18 protein-coding genes are annotated in these 18298 nt (G+C 73.3%); 10 read left to right on the forward strand and 8 right to left on the reverse strand.

Annotated features, from left to right (window positions below; translation table 11 throughout):
* Positions 1–60 precede the first annotated feature (60 nt).
* A complete protein-coding gene (locus QSK45_RS07300) occupies positions 61–1788 on the forward strand; it encodes a serine/threonine-protein kinase (protein ID WP_285554391.1) in 1728 nt (575 codons plus the stop codon).
* A 4-nt stretch (positions 1789–1792) separates the two neighbouring features.
* On the opposite strand, the gene QSK45_RS07305 is transcribed toward QSK45_RS07300, so the two are convergent.
* Positions 1793–2449, reverse strand: coding sequence for a pirin family protein (locus QSK45_RS07305; protein ID WP_285554392.1), 657 nt, complete (start codon positions 2447–2449; stop codon positions 1793–1795).
* Positions 2450–2542: 93 nt separating this feature from the next.
* Between QSK45_RS07305 and fasR the strand changes: the two genes are divergently transcribed.
* The 5 genes from fasR (at position 2543) to fabF (ending at position 7518) form a co-directional block, all read left to right on the forward strand.
* On the forward strand, positions 2543–3748 hold the full coding sequence (gene fasR / locus QSK45_RS07310) for a fatty acid biosynthesis transcriptional regulator FasR (protein ID WP_285554393.1): 1206 nt from the start codon (positions 2543–2545) through the stop codon (positions 3746–3748).
* A gap of 89 nt (positions 3749–3837) precedes the next feature.
* Entirely contained in the window at positions 3838–4764 is a 927-nt protein-coding gene (locus QSK45_RS07315) for an ACP S-malonyltransferase (RefSeq protein WP_285554395.1), read from the forward strand.
* A gap of 17 nt (positions 4765–4781) precedes the next feature.
* Positions 4782–5813 (forward strand): ketoacyl-ACP synthase III, encoded by a 1032-nt coding sequence (locus QSK45_RS07320; RefSeq protein WP_285554398.1) that lies wholly within the window; start codon positions 4782–4784, stop codon positions 5811–5813.
* 81 nt (positions 5814–5894) lie between these two features.
* Positions 5895–6143: an acyl carrier protein gene (locus QSK45_RS07325; RefSeq protein WP_030341284.1), complete on the forward strand. Its 249-nt coding sequence runs from the start codon at positions 5895–5897 to the stop codon at positions 6141–6143.
* A 112-nt stretch (positions 6144–6255) separates the two neighbouring features.
* Positions 6256–7518 (forward strand): beta-ketoacyl-ACP synthase II, encoded by a 1263-nt coding sequence (fabF, locus tag QSK45_RS07330; RefSeq protein WP_285554407.1) that lies wholly within the window; start codon positions 6256–6258, stop codon positions 7516–7518.
* Positions 7519–7596: 78 nt separating this feature from the next.
* Here the strand turns inward: fabF and QSK45_RS07335 are convergent, their stop codons facing one another.
* Positions 7597–8091, reverse strand: coding sequence for a DUF3145 domain-containing protein (locus tag QSK45_RS07335; protein ID WP_285554409.1), 495 nt, complete (start codon positions 8089–8091; stop codon positions 7597–7599).
* Between the two features lie 256 nt (positions 8092–8347).
* On the opposite strand from QSK45_RS07335, the gene QSK45_RS07340 reads away from it, so the two are divergent.
* On the forward strand, positions 8348–9232 hold the full coding sequence (locus QSK45_RS07340) for an SGNH/GDSL hydrolase family protein (RefSeq protein WP_285554411.1): 885 nt from the start codon (positions 8348–8350) through the stop codon (positions 9230–9232).
* On the opposite strand, the gene QSK45_RS07345 is transcribed toward QSK45_RS07340, so the two are convergent.
* Positions 9207–9689 (reverse strand): SRPBCC family protein, encoded by a 483-nt coding sequence (locus QSK45_RS07345; protein WP_285554413.1) that lies wholly within the window; start codon positions 9687–9689, stop codon positions 9207–9209. The genes QSK45_RS07340 and QSK45_RS07345 overlap by 26 nt on opposite strands.
* A gap of 46 nt (positions 9690–9735) precedes the next feature.
* Here QSK45_RS07345 and QSK45_RS07350 point away from each other — a divergent pair, with 46 nt between their 5' ends.
* Positions 9736–10713, forward strand: a complete 978-nt coding sequence (locus tag QSK45_RS07350; RefSeq protein ID WP_285554414.1) for an aldose epimerase family protein — start codon at positions 9736–9738, stop codon at positions 10711–10713.
* Positions 10714–11109: 396 nt separating this feature from the next.
* Here QSK45_RS07350 and QSK45_RS07355 read toward each other — a convergent pair whose 3' ends face one another.
* Together QSK45_RS07355 and QSK45_RS07360 are read right to left on the reverse strand one after the other, a co-directional pair.
* Positions 11110–11907, reverse strand: a complete 798-nt coding sequence (locus QSK45_RS07355; RefSeq protein WP_285554416.1) for an EI24 domain-containing protein — start codon at positions 11905–11907, stop codon at positions 11110–11112.
* A gap of 10 nt (positions 11908–11917) precedes the next feature.
* A complete protein-coding gene (locus QSK45_RS07360; protein WP_285554417.1) occupies positions 11918–12352 on the reverse strand; it encodes a MarR family winged helix-turn-helix transcriptional regulator in 435 nt (144 codons plus the stop codon).
* 88 nt (positions 12353–12440) lie between these two features.
* Between QSK45_RS07360 and QSK45_RS07365 the strand changes: the two genes are divergently transcribed.
* On the forward strand, positions 12441–13448 hold the full coding sequence (locus tag QSK45_RS07365) for an NADP-dependent oxidoreductase (protein ID WP_285554419.1): 1008 nt from the start codon (positions 12441–12443) through the stop codon (positions 13446–13448).
* 28 nt (positions 13449–13476) lie between these two features.
* Here the strand turns inward: QSK45_RS07365 and QSK45_RS07370 are convergent, their stop codons facing one another.
* The 3 genes from QSK45_RS07370 to QSK45_RS07380 form a co-directional block, all read right to left on the reverse strand.
* Positions 13477–14637, reverse strand: a complete 1161-nt coding sequence (locus QSK45_RS07370; RefSeq protein WP_285554421.1) for a serine hydrolase domain-containing protein — start codon at positions 14635–14637, stop codon at positions 13477–13479.
* Positions 14638–14755: 118 nt separating this feature from the next.
* Positions 14756–15433, reverse strand: coding sequence for an SCO2400 family protein (locus tag QSK45_RS07375; RefSeq protein WP_285554422.1), 678 nt, complete (start codon positions 15431–15433; stop codon positions 14756–14758).
* A 266-nt stretch (positions 15434–15699) separates the two neighbouring features.
* Positions 15700–16863: a Dyp-type peroxidase gene (locus QSK45_RS07380; protein WP_285554424.1), complete on the reverse strand. Its 1164-nt coding sequence runs from the start codon at positions 16861–16863 to the stop codon at positions 15700–15702.
* A gap of 88 nt (positions 16864–16951) precedes the next feature.
* Between QSK45_RS07380 and QSK45_RS07385 the strand changes: the two genes are divergently transcribed.
* Positions 16952–18292 carry a right-handed parallel beta-helix repeat-containing protein gene (locus QSK45_RS07385; RefSeq protein ID WP_285554425.1) on the forward strand — a complete coding sequence of 447 codons (1341 nt, stop codon included), beginning with the start codon at positions 16952–16954 and terminating at the stop codon, positions 18290–18292.
* Positions 18293–18298 lie beyond the last annotated feature (6 nt).

An 18298-nucleotide genomic window follows, 5' to 3' on the forward strand; every position in this document is an offset into this window, starting at 1 on the left:
GGTCCGATAACCTCCCCCGTGCACCAGGAGATTCACCAGCGGTAGGCATCGGGGGAGACGATGAGCGGGGTTCGGGCCGACGGCGGGTTGCGGCCGTTGGACAGCGGTGATCCTCAGGCGGTGGCGGGCTACCGGCTCGCCGCCCGGCTCGGTTCGGGCGGCATGGGCACGGTGTACCTGTCGTACACACCCGGCGGGCACCCGATCGCCCTGAAGACGATCCGGCCGGAGCTCGGCGAGGACGGGGAGTTCCGGCGCCGGTTCCGGCAGGAGGTACAGGCGGCGCAGCGGGTGCAGGGCCTGTACACCGCGCCGGTCATCGACTACGACACCGAGGGCGCCCGGCCCTGGCTGGCCACCGCCTACGTCGCCGGGCCCTCGCTGGCCTCGGCGGTCGCCGAGCACGGCCCCCTGCCGCTGCCCTCGGTCCTGCTGCTGCTCGCGGGGGTGGCCGAGGCGCTGTCGGTGATCCATGGCGCGGGCATCGTGCACCGCGATCTGAAGCCGTCCAATGTGCTGCTGGCCGGGGACGGCCCCCGCGTGATCGACTTCGGCATCGCCCGCGCCGCCGACGCCACCGCCCTGACCGGCACCGGCGTCTCCGTCGGCACCCCCGCGTTCATGTCGCCCGAGCAGGCGGCGGGCCGCGAGGTCACGCCCGCCTCGGACGTGTTCGCGCTGGGCCAGGTCGCGGTGTTCGCGGCGCTCGGCCAGGGCGCGTACGGCGACGGCCCCTCGCACGCGGTGCTGTACCGGATCGTGCACGAGGAGCCCGACCTCGCCGGCATGCCCGGCCAACTGGCGTTCGTGGCGCGGTGCCTGGCCAAGGACCCCGCCGCGCGGCCCACCCCCGCCGAGGTGGTCGCGCTGTGCCAGCAGGCGTCGCCGACGCCGCTGCGGCAGTCCGGGTCCTGGCTGCCGAAGGCGCTCACCGCGCAGATCACCCAGCGCGTCTCCGCCTCGGCAGCGCTCGCGGCCGCCCCGGCCGCCCCGCCGCCCACGGCACCGCTCACCCGGCCCGGCCCCTTCGCGCCGGCCGCCCCACGGGCCACCCCTCCCCCGCCCGGGGCGACCCCGCCGCACGCCGCCCCCACGGCAACCGCCCGGCCGCCGCACGCCCCCGTCCACCAGCACCCGGCACCCCCGCGGCCGTACCCCCCGTACGTCCAGCCCTACCTCTATCAGCCGCCGAAGCCGAAGCGCGGCGTCGGCCGGAAGATCGCCATCGGGGCCGCCGTCGGCTTCGCCCTGCTGTGGGGCGCCGGCTGCGTCTCGGTGCTCAGCAACCTCGGCGACTCCTCCGGCAACGGTTCCTCGCAGGCCCCCTCGTCCTCGACCGGTCGGCACCGGCCCGACCCCAAACCGGTCAGTTTCAAGGGCATCAACCTCCCCAGGGGCTACTGGGTCCGGTTCGCCGACTCGCCGCCCAAGCCGGTGAACGAGCAGAACACCTCGAACGCCAGTTTCGGCGACGGCGCGGACTTCTACTACGACGACGACCCGGACTACTCCGAGGACGAGACGCCCGTCGTGGGCACCGCCGGGGACAGGGTGGTCCTGCTCGACAACGCCGAGCACGGCTCCCTGGCCACCTGCCGCAAGGTGACCCGCTACGCCGAGAAGATCCACCTGTCCCAGCTCAGCGCGGGCTCGCAGATCTGCGTGCACACCGTCTCCGGCCATATCGGCCTGGTCACCTACCGGGGTTCCGCCGGCCGCGGCAGCCCGAGCGACTACATCACGCTCGACATGACGATCTGGCGCAACGCGGAGCCCGCGAGCGACTGAGCCGTCAGCCGGTCAGCTCCCACACGAGCAGCTCGGCCGGGGTCACCGCCACCGCCGCGAGAGCGCGGGCGTCGGTGATCCGGGCCGCGTCCCCCGCCCCCAGCTCCTCGCCGTCCAGCCGCACCTCGCCGCGCACGACATGGACGTACAGGCGGGCCGCGTCCGGTACGGCGGTCCGCTCGCCCGCGGCCAGGCGGCGCACGTGCAGCATGGCGCCCGCGGCCGGGACGGCGTAGGGAGTGGCGTCGGCGATGCCCGGGACGATCTCGTAGGACGGCTCGCCGCCCGGCTCCAGCGGGGCCAGCCACATCTGGAGGAAGGTCAACGGCCCCTCGCCGTCGTTGCGTTCGACGTGCCGCACGCCCGCCGCCGCACCGAGGTGCTGTACGTCACCGGGACGGACCCGGGACTCGTGGCCCGCGGAGTCGCGGTGGGTCAGCTCGCCCTCGACGACCCAGGTGACGATCTCGGTGTGGCTGTGCGGGTGCTCGTCGAAGCCGGCGCCGGGCGCGAGCCGTTCCTCGTTGCAGGCGATCAGCGGGCCGAAGCGCAGGTTGTCGGGGTCGTAGTGCGGGCCGAAGGAGAAGGCGTGGCGGGTCTCGATCCCGGCCGCCGGGTCCCCGCCCGGGTAGCGCTCGGCGGCGCGCCGTACGTCGATCACGGTCCCACCGTAGACCCGTCCCGGACGCGGACGGGGGCCGGGTTCCCTACCCGGCGACGCATGCGCCCGTCCGGATAAGGCACTCTTGTCCCCGTGCCCGAACCCGAATCCCACCGCGGTGATCCCGCGACATCCGCCGTCCATACGCACGCCGCGACCCTGAAGCGGCTGGAGAGGTCCTCGGGGAGTCTCGCCGCGCAGGCCATCGCGCGGATGGACGAGACCCTGCCGTGGTACCGGGCGATGCCCCCGGAGAACCGGTCCTGGATCGGGCTGGTCGCGCAGGCGGGCATCGCGGCCTTCACCGAGTGGTTCCGGCACCCGGACGCCCCGCAGGCGATCTCCACGGACGTCTTCGGGACCGCGCCGCGCGAGCTGACCCGGGCGATCACGCTGCGGCAGACCGTGGAGATGGTGCGCACCACCATCGAGGTCATGGAGAGCGCCATCGACGAGGTGGCCGCCCCGGGCGACGAGCGCGTGCTGCGCGAGGCGCTGCTGGTGTACGCCCGGGAGATCGCCTTCGCGACCGCCCAGGTGTACGCCCAGGCCGCGGAGGCACGCGGTGCCTGGGACGCGCGGCTCGAATCGCTGGTGGTCAACGCCGTGCTCAGCGGCGAGGCCGACGAGGGCGCGGTCAGCCGCGCCGCCGCGCTCGGCTGGAACTCGCCCGAGCACGTGTGCGTCCTCCTCGGTACCGCGCCGGACGGGGACAGCGAGCTGACCGTGGAGGCGATCCGGCGGGCCGCGCGCCATGCCAAGCTCCAGGTGCTCACCGGCGTTCTCGGGGACCGCCTGGTGGTGATCGCGGGCGGCAGCCCCAACCCGCTCGCGGTGGCGAAGTCGCTGATCGGGCCGTACGCGGCCGGTCCGGTGGTCGCCGGTCCCGTCGTACCGGACCTGCTGGCCGCGACCCGGTCCGCGCAGGCCGCAGCGGCGGGGCTGAAGGCGTGCACCGCCTGGCAGGACGCGCCGCGACCGGTGCTGGCGGACGATCTGCTGCCGGAGCGCGCCATCGCGGGCGATCCGAGCGCCCGTGACCAGTTGGTGGAGGAGATCTACAGACCGCTGGAAGAGGCCGGATCCGCGCTGCTGGAAACCCTGAGTGTCTACCTGGAGCAGGCGAGCAGCCTGGAGGGCGCGGCCCGGATGCTCTTCGTTCACCCGAACACCGTGCGCTACCGGCTCCGACGTGTGACAGACGTCACCGGTTGGTCGCCGTCGGATGTACGATCCGCGTTCACGCTGCGGATCGCGCTGATCCTGGGGCGCCTGGCCGACGGCGACCCCCAGACATAGGGTTTTGTCGGAGGTCAACAAAAGCCCTTCGTGTTCTTCGTCCCTGTCCCCACGGGCGGCCGTGCCCGTACCCAAGAGAGAGTGTGAGAGTGCTCGTACTCGTCGCTCCCGGCCAGGGCGCCCAGACGCCCGGCTTCCTGACTCCCTGGCTCGAACTCCCCGGTGCCGCGGACCGTGTCGCCGCGTGGTCGGACGCCATCGGCCTCGACCTGGTGCATCACGGCACCCAGGCCGACGCCGACGCGATCCGGGACACCGCGGTCGCCCAGCCGCTGCTGGTCGCCGCCGGGATCCTGTCCGCGGCGGCACTCGGTGCCATGTCGGAGATCGCGCCGGGCGCGGTGGCCGGGCACAGCGTCGGCGAGATCACCGCGGCCGCCTTCGCGGGCGTGCTGACGGACGCCGCGGCCCTGAAGCTGGTCCGCACCCGCGGTCTGGCCATGGCGGAGGCCGCCGCGATCACGGAGACCGGCATGTCGGCGCTGCTCGGCGGCGACCCGGAGACCTCGGTCGCGCACCTGGAGAAGCTGGGCCTGACGCCGGCGAACATCAACGGCGCGGGGCAGATCGTCGCGGCGGGCACGCTGGAGCAGCTGGCCGCGCTGAACGAGGACAAGCCCGAGGGCGTCCGCAAGGTCGTTCCGCTGAAGGTGGCCGGCGCCTTCCACACCCGGCACATGGCCCCGGCGGTCGAGACGCTGGCCAAGGCCGCCGCCGACCTCGCCCCGGCCGACCCCAAGGTCACCTACGTCTCCAACAAGGACGGCGCGGCGGTCGCCTCCGGCGCCGAGGTCCTGGAGCGCCTGGTCGGCCAGGTCGCGAACCCGGTGCGCTGGGACCTGTGCATGGAGACGTTCAAGGAACTGGGCGTCACCGCGCTCATCGAGGTGTGCCCCGGCGGCACGCTGACCGGACTGGCCAAGCGGGCGCTGCCCGGCGTCAAGACGCTGGCCCTGAAGACCCCTGACGACCTCGACGCGGCCCGTGCGCTCATCACCGAGCACGTCGACGCCTGACGCCTAAGGAGCCGTAGATGGCGAAGATCAAGCCCAGCAAGGGCGCCCCGTACGCGCGCATCCTCGGTGTCGGCGGCTACCGCCCGACCCGTGTGGTGCCCAACGAGGTGATCCTGGAGAAGATCGACTCGTCCGACGAGTGGATCCGCTCCCGCTCCGGCATCGAGACCCGGCACTGGGCGGGCCCCGAGGAGACCGTGGCCGCGATGTCCGTCGAGGCGGCCGGCAAGGCGATCGCCGACGCCGGCATCGACGCCTCGCGGGTCGGCGCGGTCGTCGTGTCGACGGTGTCGCACTTCGCCCAGACCCCGGCCATCGCCACCACGATCGCCGACAGGCTCGGCACCGGCAAGGCGGCCGCCTTCGACATCTCGGCCGGCTGCGCGGGCTTCGGCTACGGCCTCACCCTGGCCAAGGGCATGATCGTGGAGGGCTCCGCCGAGTACGTCGTCGTCATCGGCGTCGAGCGGCTCAGCGACCTGACCGACCTGGAGGACCGCGCCACGGCCTTCCTGTTCGGCGACGGCGCCGGCGCGGTCGTCGTGGGCCCCTCCAAGGAACCGGCCATCGGCCCGACCGTGTGGGGCTCCGAGGGCGACAAGGCCACGATCATCAAGCAGACCGTCTCGTGGGACCGTTTCCACGTCGGCGACGTCAACGAGCTTCCGCTGGACAGCGAGGGAAACATCAAGTTCCCCGCGATCACGCAGGAGGGCCAGGCGGTGTTCCGCTGGGCCGTGTTCGAGATGGCGAAGGTCGCCAAGGAGGCGCTGGACGCCGCCGGGCTTTCGCCGGACGACCTGGACGTCTTCATCCCGCACCAGGCCAATGTGCGGATCATCGACTCGATGGTGAAGACTCTCAAGCTGCCGGAGCACGTCACGGTCGCCCGTGACATCCGCACCACCGGCAACACCTCGGCCGCCTCGATTCCGCTCGCCATGGAGCGGCTCCTGGCGACCGGGGAGGCGAAGAGCGGCGACACCGCGCTCGTCATCGGATTCGGGGCGGGTCTCGTCTACGCCGCCACGGTCGTTACCCTCCCCTAGGCACTCCGTGCCGGATCATGCGATCCGGTGGGGGGAAAAATGCCACAAACCGTCTGGAATATCGAAGAAGGAGCGCCTGACATGGCCGCCACTCAGGAAGAGATCGTCGCGGGTCTCGCCGAAATCGTGAACGAGATCGCCGGCATCCCGGTTGAGGACGTCCAGCTGGACAAGTCCTTCACCGACGACCTGGACGTCGACTCGCTGTCCATGGTCGAGGTCGTCGTCGCCGCCGAGGAGCGCTTCGACGTGAAGATCCCGGACGAGGACGTCAAGAACCTCAAGACGGTCGGCGACGCGACCGACTACATCCTCAAGCACCAGGCCTGAGCCATTCGCTGAGGCCCTACGGCCCGTCAGGCCGCAAGGCTGTCAGGCTGCAAGGCCCCGCCACCCGGCGGTGGCGCCGTAGATTCCCGCATCCGTTGGAGAGAGAATTCCCGTGAGCCCGACCAATCGCACCGTGGTCGTCACCGGTATCGGCGCAACCACACCGCTGGGTGGCGACGCAGCTTCGTTCTGGGAGGCCCTGGTCGCCGGCAAGTCCGGTGTCCGTCTCCTGGAGGAGGAGTGGGCGGCGGACCTCCCGGTCCGCATCGCCGCCCGCGTCGCCGTCGAGCCGGGCGAGATCATCCCCCGGCCGCAGGCCCGCAAGCTCGACCGCTCGGCCCAGTTCGCGCTGATCGCCGCGCGCGAGGCATGGAAGGACGCCGGCTTCACCGCCAGGGCCGGCGAGGACGCCTCCGTCAACCCCGACCGTCTCGGTACCGTGATCGCCTCCGGGATCGGCGGTGTGACCACGCTTCTGGACCAGTACGACGTGCTGCGCGAGAAGGGCGTCCGCCGCGTCTCCCCGCACACCGTGCCGATGCTCATGCCCAACTCCCCGGCGGCCAACGTCGGTATCGAGCTGGGCGCACGCGCCGGCGTGCACACCCCGGTGTCGGCCTGCGCCTCCGGCGCGGAGGCCATCGGGTACGCGATCGAGATGATCCGCACCGGTCGTGCGGACGTGGTCGTGGCCGGTGGCACCGAGGCCGCGATCCACCCGCTGCCCATCGCCGCGTTCGGCAACATGATGGCGATGTCCAAGAACAACGACGACCCGGCGGGCGCGTCCCGGCCGTTCGACTCCGGTCGCGACGGCTTCGTGCTCGGCGAGGGTGCCGGTGTGATCATCCTCGAATCCGAGGAGCACGCGAAGGCCCGCGGCGCGCGGATCTACGTGGAGGCGGTCGGCCAGGGCATCTCCGCCGACGGCCACCACATCACGCAGCCGGAGCCCTCGGGCAACGGCATCGCGCACGCGCTGCAGAACCTGCTGGACAGCACGGATCTGAAGCCGGCCGAGGTCGTCCACGTCAACGCGCACGCCACCTCCACCCCGCAGGGTGACGTCGCCGAGATCAAGGCGCTGTGGAAGGTGTTCGGCGACGACGTCGAGCACATGGCGATCTCCGGCACGAAGTCGATGACCGGTCACCTGCTCGGTGGTGCCGGCGGCATCGAGACCGTGGCGTCGATCCTGGCGCTGGTGAACCGCACGGCGCCGCCGACGATCAACGTGAAGGACCTCGACGCCGAGGTGGACGCGGACGTCGTCGTGGGCGAGGCCCGTCAGCTGCCGGAGGGTCGCATCGCCGCGCTGAACGACTCGTTCGGGTTCGGCGGGCACAACGTGGTGCTGGCGTTCCGCACCGTCTGAGTACACGCGGAAGGGCCCCCACCGGCCGGTGGGGGCCCTTCCGCGTGCGGGTGGACCGGGCGGCCCGCCCGGTCGTCCTCAGACCACCTGGTGGAGCCAGCGCACCGGCGCGCCCTCGCCCGCGTACCTGAAGGGCTCCAACTCGTCGTCCCACGGCTTGCCGAGCAGCTTGGCGATCTCGGCCGCCAGGTCGGTCTCCTCGCGCTGCGAGCGGGTGAGGGCGGCGCGCAGGCGGTCCTCGGGGATGAGGATGTCGCCGTGCATGCCGGTGACGGCGTGGAAGATGCCGAGGTCGGGGGTGCAGCTGTAGCGCTCGCCCTCGGCGGCGGCGCAGGGCTCGGCGGTCACCTCGAACCGCAGCAGGTGCCAGCCGCGCAGCGCCGAGGCGAGCTTGGAGGCGGTGCCGGGCCGGCCCTGCCAGGAGAACTCGGAGCGCCAGGTGCCCGGGGCCGCGGGCTGGCGGATCCAGTCGAGGTTGACGCGCGTGCCGAGCACCCCGGCGACGGCCCACTCGACGTGCGGGCACAGCGCGCGCGGCGCGGAGTGCACGTACAGAACTCCACGTGTCGTCACCGGAACCTCCGGGCAGAGCGGGACATCTTGCTGGCTTGCTGGCGGCTGTGGCACGACGGCCGCGCTGATGGCGAGGCTACCGTGCGGCGGGGCGAGGAGTGTGACGTACCGTCGGTCCCGGTGCCAGGAATCCTTCACCATTCACCCAGGGGGACGCCTGTACGGGCCCCGTCCGTTCCAGCGGGCCGGGCGCCGGGAACCCTCGCACGTTGTCATAGGGGGAAGCACCCGACTTCGAGCGAGGAGAACTCCAGGGATGCGGAAGCGAAGCCACCGGGCGCGGGCCGCCCTGGCCGTGGCGGCGGCCACCGTGCTGGGCGTCGCCGGGTGCGAGGCCGGGGGTTCGCCCGCGGCCCGGGGCACCGGGGCGCGGGCCGCCAAGGCGCCGGTGTGGAACCGCAGTCCGGCCTCGATCGCCGCGGTCGGCGACTCCATCACCCGCGGTTTCGACGCGTGCACGGTGCTGTCCGACTGCCCCGAGGTGTCCTGGGCGACGGGCAGCGACGCCACGGTGGAGAGTCTGGCGGTACGGCTCCTCGGCGCGTCGGGCGCGGCCGCGCACAGCTGGAACTACGCGATGACGGGCGCCCGAATGGCTGATCTGTCGCAGCAGATGGCGGACGCGGCGAGTCGCGACCCGGAACTGGTCACGGTGATGGTCGGCGCGAACGACGCCTGCCGGTCCTCCACCCGCGCGATGACCTCGGTCGCCGGCTTCCGCGCGGACTTCGAGGAGGCGCTGCGCACGCTGCGCTCGGCGGCCCCGAAGACGCAGGTGTACGTCGCGAGCGTGCCGAACCTGAAGCGGCTCTGGGAGCGGGGCCGGGGCAATCCGCTCGGCAAGCAGGTCTGGAAGCTCGGCATCTGTCCCTCGATGCTCGGCGACGCCGACGACCTCGGCGAGGCGGCCGAGCGCAGGCGCGACCGTGTCGAGGAACGGGTCGTCGCCTACAACAAGGTCCTCAAGGACGTCTGCGCCGCCGACCGCCGCTGCCGCTTCGACGGCAACGCGGTGTACGACTACCGCTTCGACACCGACCAGCTCAGCCACTGGGACTGGTTCCACCCCAGCAAGGACGGCCAGGCGCGCCTCGCGGCCATCGCGTACCGGGCGGTCACGGCGGCGGGTCCGACGGCGTAGCGACATCGCCCTCGTGCCGGGCCAGTTCGACGGCCAGGCGCCGCATGACCGTGTCGTTGGCACGGCGCATCGCGGCGCGGACGAGGGGGGCCAGGAGGCGTTCGGCCAGGGGTGCCCGGAGCCAGGTGTAGGTGAAGGACACCCGGCTGCCGCCGTCCGGGAGGGGGGCGATGGTGTATATGCCGTGGGCCTGGCGGCGGCCGGCGGCGCTGACGTTGTGTTCGACGATGCGGTGGGGCGGTTCGGAGTTGATGACCTCGATGGCGATGTCGGTCCTCGCGCCGCCCAGGGCGGTGGTGACGGTGGCTCGGGCCCCCAGGCCCCGGCTCGGGCCGCTGTAGCGCCAGTCGGTCAGGTAGTGGTCGGTGAAGCGCTCGTGGTGGGCCATCACGTCGAGGAAGTCGTGGACCTGTGCGGGTGTGTACGGAACGTCGGTCGACACGGTGACGGGTCGCATGCACCGCACGGTACAGACGACCGCGCCGGTCACCTAGGGTTTCGACATGAGCGAACTCTTCGGCACACTTCCCGACGGCACCGAGGTCCACCGCTGGACGCTGGAGCGGGGCGGGACCCGGGTGGAGATCCTGACGTACGGCGGGATCGTGCGGTCGGTGGAGGTTCCGGACCGGGAGGGCCGGACGGCGGACGTGGTGCTCGGCTTCGCCGGTCTCGACGACTATGTCGCGCATCCGGAGCCGTACCTGGGCGCTCTGATCGGCCGGTACGCCAACCGGCTCGGCGGGGCGCGGTTCCCGCTGGACGACGCCGTGTACGCCCTGGAGCCGAACGAGGGGCCCAACGTGCTGCACGGCGGGGCGCGGGGGTTCGACAAGCGGGTGTGGGAGGCGGCGGGCGTCGGGCACGGGGTGCGGCTGAGCCGGGTGAGCCCGCACGGCGAGGAGGGCTTCCCGGGCCGCCTCGACGTGGCGGTGACGTACACCCTGGACGCGTCCGGCGCGCTGCGGATCGCGTACGAGGCGACGACGGACGCGCCGACGGTGGTCGCGCTCACCAGCCATGGCTACTTCAACCTGGCCGGTGCCGGGTCGGGTTCGGCGTCCGGGCACGAACTACGGCTCGCCGCCTCCCGGTTGACACCGGTCGCCGAGGACCTGATCCCGACGGGGGAGCTGCGGGACGTGACCGACTCGCGCTTCGACTTCCGCACCGCCCGCAAGGTCGGTGCGGGCTACGACCACAACTTCGCGCTCGACAAGGGCGTCACCCGGACTCCGGAGGAGGTCGCCGAGCTGCACGACCCCGCCTCCGGGCGCACCCTCACGGTCTCCACGACCGAACCCGGCCTCCAGCTCTACACCGGCGACCACCTCCCGGCCCCCTTCTCCCCCTGCGACGGCATCGCCCTGGAGACCCAGCACTTCCCGGACTCACCGAACCACCCCGACTTCCCGTCCACGGTGCTGCGCCCCGGTGAGGTGTACCGCTCGGAGACGGTGTACGGCTTCTCGGTCCGCTGAGGGGGCGCCGGCCGGTCCCGGGCGGGGCGTGGGCGGGTCCGCCGTGCGTCCGCCCGGCGGCTCGGCAGGGAAGCGGCCCCCGGCGACGCCCTCGGGCAGAGGCCGGCCGGTTCCCGTGGGGGCGGCGGGACGCGGCGGCCGTCGGGACGGGCGCCCGGGGCGGCGGCCTCGCGCGCGGGGGAGGTGCGCGCCATGGCAGCGCCGGACGTCCGCCGCGATCACCCGCGACCGGCGCCGCGGCCCTCGCGGTCCGTGCGCTCGGCCTTCTCCCGGCCCGTCACGGCCGACTCGCGCGGGACGGGGGTGCGACGGGGTCCCGCCGCACACGGCTGGGCCCGAGGGCGAGCGCGGGGAGGGGACGGCGTGGGTCCGGGGGCGGCACCCGCGCCGGCGGCATCAGCGCTCCGCGGTCTGTGCCGGGGAGGCGGGCTCGGGCTCCGCGGGGGCGTTCTCCTCTCCCAGCAGGTCCCGGACGAGGAGCGTCGCGCCGGCCACCGCCCCCGGCATCAGGAAGATCGCCACGAAGGGGACCAGGAAGGCCAGGCCCAGCGGTGTGCCGAAGCCCCAGACCAGCATGCGGCGGGAGCGCAGCAGGGTCAGACGGGTGCGGAGGTCGACGCCCCGGCGCTGGAGGGCGACCGAGGTCAGTTCCTCGGTGAGGAAGAAGCCGGTGACGAAGAAGCCGAGGACGGGGACGACGCTCTGGCCGACGAAGGGCAGCAGGCCCAGTGCGAAGAGCAGGACGCCCCACACCGCGGCCCGGACCAGGATCCGTACGCTGTCGCGGGCCGAGATCCACAGCTCGCGCGCGAGGGGCAGGTCCGAGCGGGGAGCCGTGCCGTCGGGCGAGACGTCGGCGTCGACCCGCTCGGAGAGACCTTCGTAGAACGGCTGGCCGATCAGCAACGTCACCGCCGTGAAGGTCAGCACCGCCAGCAGCAGCCCCAGCGCGAACAGCACGGCCGTGAGGAAGCCCCGGAACAGGGTCCCCCAGGGGCTCGGCCAGTCGTCCGCGAACGGCGTCGCCCAGCTCACCGCGTCCCCGCCCCACACCGCGAGCGCGACCAGCGCGGCCGCGTACAGGACCAGCGCTATCAGGCCCGGCAGCAGCGCGACGCCGTACTGCCGCCCGTGCCGCGCCACCCACCGCTGGCCGTCGAGCACATATCCGAATCCCGCCCCCAGATCACGCATGGCGGAAACCTTACGCGTCGAGCATGCGGCGCAGCAGATCCCGCAGCGTCCCCCGCTCCTGCTCCGACAGCCCGGCCAGCGGCTCGCGCGCGAAGCGCAGGCCCTCGCGCAGGTCGCGGGCCACCCGCAGCCCCTCATCGGTGGCGGCGGCCATCTTGACTCGGCGGTCGGCGGGGTCCGGGCGGCGCTCGGCGAGGCCCCGGGCCTCCAGGCGGTCCACGATCCCGGTCACGTTCGACGGCTCGCACTTCAGCTTCTGCGCGAGCTTGCGCATGGGCAGCGGCCCGAGGGACAGCAGGCTGAGCAGCTTGGCCTGCGCGCCGGTCAGGGCGTGCGCGGCCGCCGCGTCGTCGTAGTCCGCGTGGTAGCGCGCCACGACCTCGGCGATCAGTTCGACGACGTCCAGGGTGAGCCCGTCCGGACGACTGGGATGCGGTGGTGCCATGCCCCCAGCCTACCGTCTTACTTGACAACCTTAAATATTCAGCCTAACCATTGTTTCAGGCACTGAAGTAAATGGAAGGCACCGCGCGATGACGACGCACACCAACCGCGAATGGCACCTGCTCAGCCGCCCCGTCGGCTGGCCGAGGACGGAGGACTTCGCGCTCGTGGAGACGCCCGTCCCGACCCCGGGCGAGGGCGAGATCCTGGTACGGAACACGTACCTCTCCGTGGACCCCTACATGCGGGGCCGGATGAGTGCCGCGAAGTCGTACGTCGAGCCGTTCGAACTCGGCAAGGTCATGCAGGGCGGCGCGGTCGGCGAGGTGGTCGAGTCGCACGCGGAGGGGATCTCCGCCGGTGACCACGTGCTGCACTTCTTCGGCTGGCGCGAGTACGCCGTGATGGACGCGCGGCACGCCGTCAAGGTCGACCCGGACGCGGCCCCGCTGTCGGCGTACCTCGGGGTGCTCGGCATGACCGGCCTGACCGCGTACGCGGGCCTGCTGCGCACCGCCTCCTTCAAAGAGGGCGACATCGTGTTCGTGTCCGGCGCGGCGGGGGCCGTCGGCAGCCAGGTGGGGCAGATCGCGAAGCTCAAGGGGGCCTCGCGGGTGATCGGCTCGGCCGGTTCGGACGAGAAGGTCCGGCTGCTGGTGGAGGAGTACGGCTTCGACGCGGCCTTCAACTACAAGAGCGGGCCGGTGTCGAAGCAGCTGCGCGACGCCGCGCCCGACGGGATCGACGTCTACTTCGACAACGTCGGCGGCGACCACCTGGAGGCGGCGATCGGGTCGCTGCGGCAGGGCGGCCGGATCGCGATCTGCGGCATGATCTCGGTCTACAACGACACCGAGCCCGCGCCCGGCCCGCGCAACCTCGCCCGGCTGATCCAGACGCGGGGCCGTATCGAGGGCTTCCTCGTGAACGACCACCGCGATCTCCAGCCGCAGTTCGTCGAGGAGGTCGGGCCGTGGGTGTCCTCGGGGCGGCTGAAGTACCGCGAGACCGTCGTGAACGGCATCGAGAACACCCTTGAGGCGTTCCTGGGACTGCTGCGGGGCGACAACACCGGAAAGATGGTCGTCAAGCCGTAGCCCCCGGCGCAGCGGGCCGGCCGAGGGGTCACCCGGCGCCCAGCGCCGCCCAGTGCACCGCGCGCGCCAGCGCGTCGTTCTCCGGGGCCGCACCGGCGGGGTGGCCGAAGCGGCGCCGCGTGTACCCGTAGGCGAGACCGGCGCGGGGGTCGGCGAAGCCCTGGGTTCCGTTGGCGCCGCTGTGGCCGAGGGAGCCGGCGCCCAGGAAGGGGTGCCAGAGGTCCGCGGTGGCCTGGAAACCGAGGGCGAAGGACCTGTGGTCGCGGGTCACCAGGTCGTAGCCGACGGAGTGGACACGGCCGAACTCCGCGACCGTGTCCGGTTTCAGCAGCGGCGCCTTGCCGTCGACCTCGCCGATCATCGCCGCGTACATCCGCGCGAGCCCCCGCGCCGAGGCGATCCCGCCCACCGAGGCGGGGCCCTTGGCGCGGATCCGCGGGTCCTCGTACAGCCGCTCCACGTCGGTCGGTTCGGCCGCGTGCCGGTTGTAGGCGATCGCCTCCAGGGTGTGCGGCCCGGTCGGCCGCGCGGCGATGAGCGCCCGCTGCTCGGGCGTGGGGTCGAGCGGCTGGACGGACCGGAAGCGGGGCGCCGCGCAGGCCGGGAGGCCCAGGTGGAAGTCGAGGCCGTACGGGGCGCGGACCCGGTCCTCGTACAGGTCCTGGATCGTACGGCCCGTCGCCCGCCGCACCACCTCGCCCGTCAACGCGCCGATGACCAGTGCGTGGTAGCCGAACGCCGCTCCCGGGCGCCAGAACGGCCGCTGGTCGGCGAGGTGTTCGGCGATCACCCGGTCGTCCGCCAGTTCCGCGCGGGTGAACCCGGCGTCCGTGCCGACCAGGCCGGCCCGGTGCGCCAGCAGGTCCCGCAGGGTCAGTTCGCCCTTGCCCTCGGCGCCGAACTCGGGCCAGTAGTACGTGACTTTGCGGTGCAGCTCCAGTGTGCCGTCCTGCACCAGCAGCGCCGCGACCAGATGGGCCGCGCCCTTGGTGGCCGAGAACACGCCGTACAGGGCATCGCCCGCCCCGTCCTCGCCCGCCCACAGGTCCACGACGCGGCGCCCGTGCACATAGGCGCACAACTGGCCCTCGTAGTCGTCCCGTTCGGCCGCTACTAACGCGGCGAACTCCTCTCGCACCGCCTCGAATCCCTCGGCGACGGTGCCGTGCACGGCGATGTTCTGCGTCATCCGTTCTCCTTCAGAACCTGTCCCTGTAACGACTCAACCGCCGCGGCGGCCCTTCGGTGTCATCGATGCCCCGGATGGCCGATGGCATGGGAGAGGCGCACGTCTTCGGCGGCCCCGATCAGGTGCACCACCACAGGAAGCGGTCGCAGGTGCGGGTCGGGGACGGCGCCGGAGGCGGGGCGGAGGTCGCCGGGGCGGTGGTGGGGGGCGCGGCGGTCGGCCGCGTGGTGGGCGGGGCGGTGGAGGGCGGGACGGACGCGCCGCCGGCGGAGGTCGCGGACGGCGGCGGCGCGGACGCGGCGGAGGCGGAGGGCGAGGCGGAGGCGGACGCCCCGCCCGAGGGGGATCCGGTGGCGGCGGGCGCCGGGGCGCCGGGGGGCGCGGAAGCGCCGCCGGCCTGGGCGGGTGCGGTCGTACGGCCCTGCGGGGCGGAGGTGTCGCCGCCGGCCGAGGTGTCGGTGGCCGCGGCCGTACCGCCGCCGGTGAACGGCAGCGGCGCGTCGGTCCCCAGTTCGGCGAAGCCGAGCCCGCCCGCCGCCAGGACGAGGCCGGCGCCGAGGAGGACGGCACGGCGGCGACGGCGGCGGTGGGCGGCCGCCCTGCGGCTGCGCCGGTCGGAGCGGCCCCTCGCGGGCTCCTCGCGCGGGGCCTCGCCCTCCGGCCCCGACCCGGGCTCCGGCCGCGCGTGTTCCGGCTCCACGCGTGCCGGACCGGGTATGCGGTCGGCCGGTGTTCCGCACCCCGGGCAGACCAGGGCGCCGTTGAGGTGCCGTCGGCACGGGAGGCAGTAGTCCATGACGCCCGGAAGACTAGGGTCGACGCGCGCCGCGTTCCTAGGCACCGCTGTGAATGTTTGGTGCGAGACCGAAAACATTCTCGAAAGACGCCGGTACGGCCCTCCGTCTCCCACGCCGGCGTGCAGGGCCGACACGGGGGGCGCCCGCCGCGATGCCATCGACGCGTAGGTCAGGGACGTCCCCTGCGCCTCGCCCAGCCGCACCCGCATCGACGCCCGGAGGACGGCGGCCCTGCGGCTGCGCCGGTACGAACGCCGAGTCGGACTCAGCCGAACAGCCGGGAGCCGAGCGGGTGCCGGCGGTCGAAGCCCGGCAGGACCAGGAACGACGCGCTGGCGGTCGTCGTGGTGAAGGACAGCAGCGCGTCGGACGCGTCCATGCGGGTGAGGGTGGCGGTGAAGGTGCGCAGGTCGTTCTGGAAGCTGATGAAGAGCAGGCCCGGGGCGGGCTCGTCGATGCTGTAGGAGCGGCGGAGCATGAGGCCGACCCCCACCGCGGTGGCGTGCGCCCGGCGCACATGGGCGTCCACGGGGACGAGATAGCGCCCGTCGGGCGTCCTCGCGCCGAGTTCCGGGCCGGACGCGGCGGTGCCGCCGGAGAGGGGCACGCCGCTGGCCCGGCGCCGCCCGAAGACCGCCTCCTGCTGGGCCACGGACAACGCGGCGAACCGCGGCAGGTCCAGCTCCATGCGCCGTACGACGGCGAGGGTGCCGCCGGCGACCTCCGGGGGCCCGGACAGCCACAGGTCGCGACGCTGTTCGGCGGCCGTGTGCGGGCCCACGATGCCGTCGATGAAGCCGAGCAGGTTGCGGGGCGCGGCGAGACCCTCACCGACGGGCACGTCCGCACCGCGGCGTGCCGACTGCCGCCAGCGTTCGCGGACGCGGTCCCCGGCCTGGTCCAGGAGCGCGGCGGCGGCGACCGGGACGAGCAGCGCGTCGCTCGCGCAGATCTGCAGCAGCAGGTCGCCGCCGCGCTCGCGGGGGGCGATCCGTTCGCGGGAGAACCGCGGGAGGCCGGCCGCGCCGGGCAGCGAGGCACCGGCCGCGCGCACCAGCCGCGGCCCCACGCCGACGGTCACGGTGAGATCGCCCGGCGAAAGGCCCAGCAGCCGGCGGTCGGTCCCCGCGGTCAGGGCCCGGATCGTGTCGCCGAGTTCGGCCAGCAGCGGGCCGACCGCCGCTCCGGCGGCGAGGTCGGCCACCACGGCCAGCAGGTTGTGCTGGGCCGGCCGGGGAAGCGTGACACCTGCCTGGTACCGGCCCGTCGCCGGCACCGCCGCGGTGGTCGCCGCCGCGGGTGTCGCCGTCGCGGCCGGGCGGGGCCGGGCGGGGTCCGGGGTGCACCCGGCGGTCAGCCCGGCGGCCGCCAGGGCGCCGGTGACATCCAGGAACGCGCGGCGTGACGGGCGGTGATCGACTCGGCGCATGGGGTGCAGAGTGCCACACCCGAACCGCGCATGCCGCCCAACTTCGCGATTCCCGTGCGGAATTCGCCGATCATGCCATTCTGGGGCCATGTCTCGATTAGCTCTTCGCGTGATGGCGGCGGTGCTCGGCACGCTGACCCTGGTGGCCGGCTGCGGCGGTGGCGGCGGCGGACAGGACAAGGGCCGCCGGCCGGACGGAGCGCACGTGACGATCCGCGTGCCCGCCGACGCCCCGACGATCTCGGCGGCGGTGTCCCTGGCCCGGCCGGGTGACCTGGTGCTGGTGGCGCCGGGCGTGTACCACGAGTCGGTGAAGATCCGCACGCCGCGCGTCACCCTGCGCGGCGCCTCCCGGGACGAGGTCGTCATCGACGGGCGGCTGCGGCAGCCGAACGGTGTCGTCGTCGCGGCGCCCGGGGTGGCCGTGGAGAACCTGACCGTCGAGAACAACACGCAGAACGGGGTGCTGGTGACCGGTTCGGCGGCGGCGGTCGCCGGACTGCCGGGGCACAGCGGCGGCTACGACACCGGCGACGAACCCGTCACCTTCCTGAAGTCGTTCCTCGTCTCGTACGTGACCGCGACGCGCAACGGCCTGTACGGCATCTACGCGTTCTCCGCGCAGAACGGCGTCATCGAGCACTCCTACACCTCGGGCGGCGCCGACTCAGGGATCTACGTCGGACAGTGCAGGCCGTGCCGCGTCGTGGTGCGGGACAACATCGCCGAACTCAACGCGGTCGGCTACGAGGGCACCAACGCCAGCGGCGACATGTACGTGGTCGGCAACCGCCTCGTCGGCAACCGCGTCGGCCTGACCACCGACTCCGACCACCAGGAGAAACTGCTCCCGCAGCGCGGTGCCGTCATCGCCGGCAACCTGATCGCGGACAACCAGCAGCCGAGGACCCCCGAACAGGCCGACGGGGGCTGGGGCATCGGCGTCGGCGTCGACGGCGGCAGCGCCAACCAGTTCCTGCGCAACCGGATCACCGGCAACGCCGACGCCGGGTTCGTGATCACCGCGACCGCCGACGTGCCGTCCGACGGCAACCGGATCACGGACAACGAGTTCACCGCCAACGGCGTCGACGTCGGCTGGACGTTCCCCACCGCCACCCACGGCCGGGGCAACTGCCTGCACGGCAACACGCTGCGCAAAACCGTGCCCGCGCGGCTCGCGGCGACCGCGGCCTGTCCGCAGGGCGCCGGCTCGCCCAGCCCGGCCGGCACCTGGTCGCGGCCCCCGGCGCCCCGGGGCATCCCGTTCACCGACGTGGCCGCGCCCGGCCCCCAGCCGCAGTTCCCGAACGCCACGACCACCGGTGCCACCGTGGTGCCGGCCGTCCCGGAGCTGCCGGACACCGCGGGCATCCACCTGCCGCCGCCGTCCCTGCTCGCCGCCGGCGCACGGGTGAAGACCTCGTGAGCGGCG

This window comes from Streptomyces hygroscopicus subsp. hygroscopicus, from assembly GCF_030269125.1.
Lineage (GTDB): Bacteria > Actinomycetota > Actinomycetes > Streptomycetales > Streptomycetaceae > Streptomyces > Streptomyces hygroscopicus_C.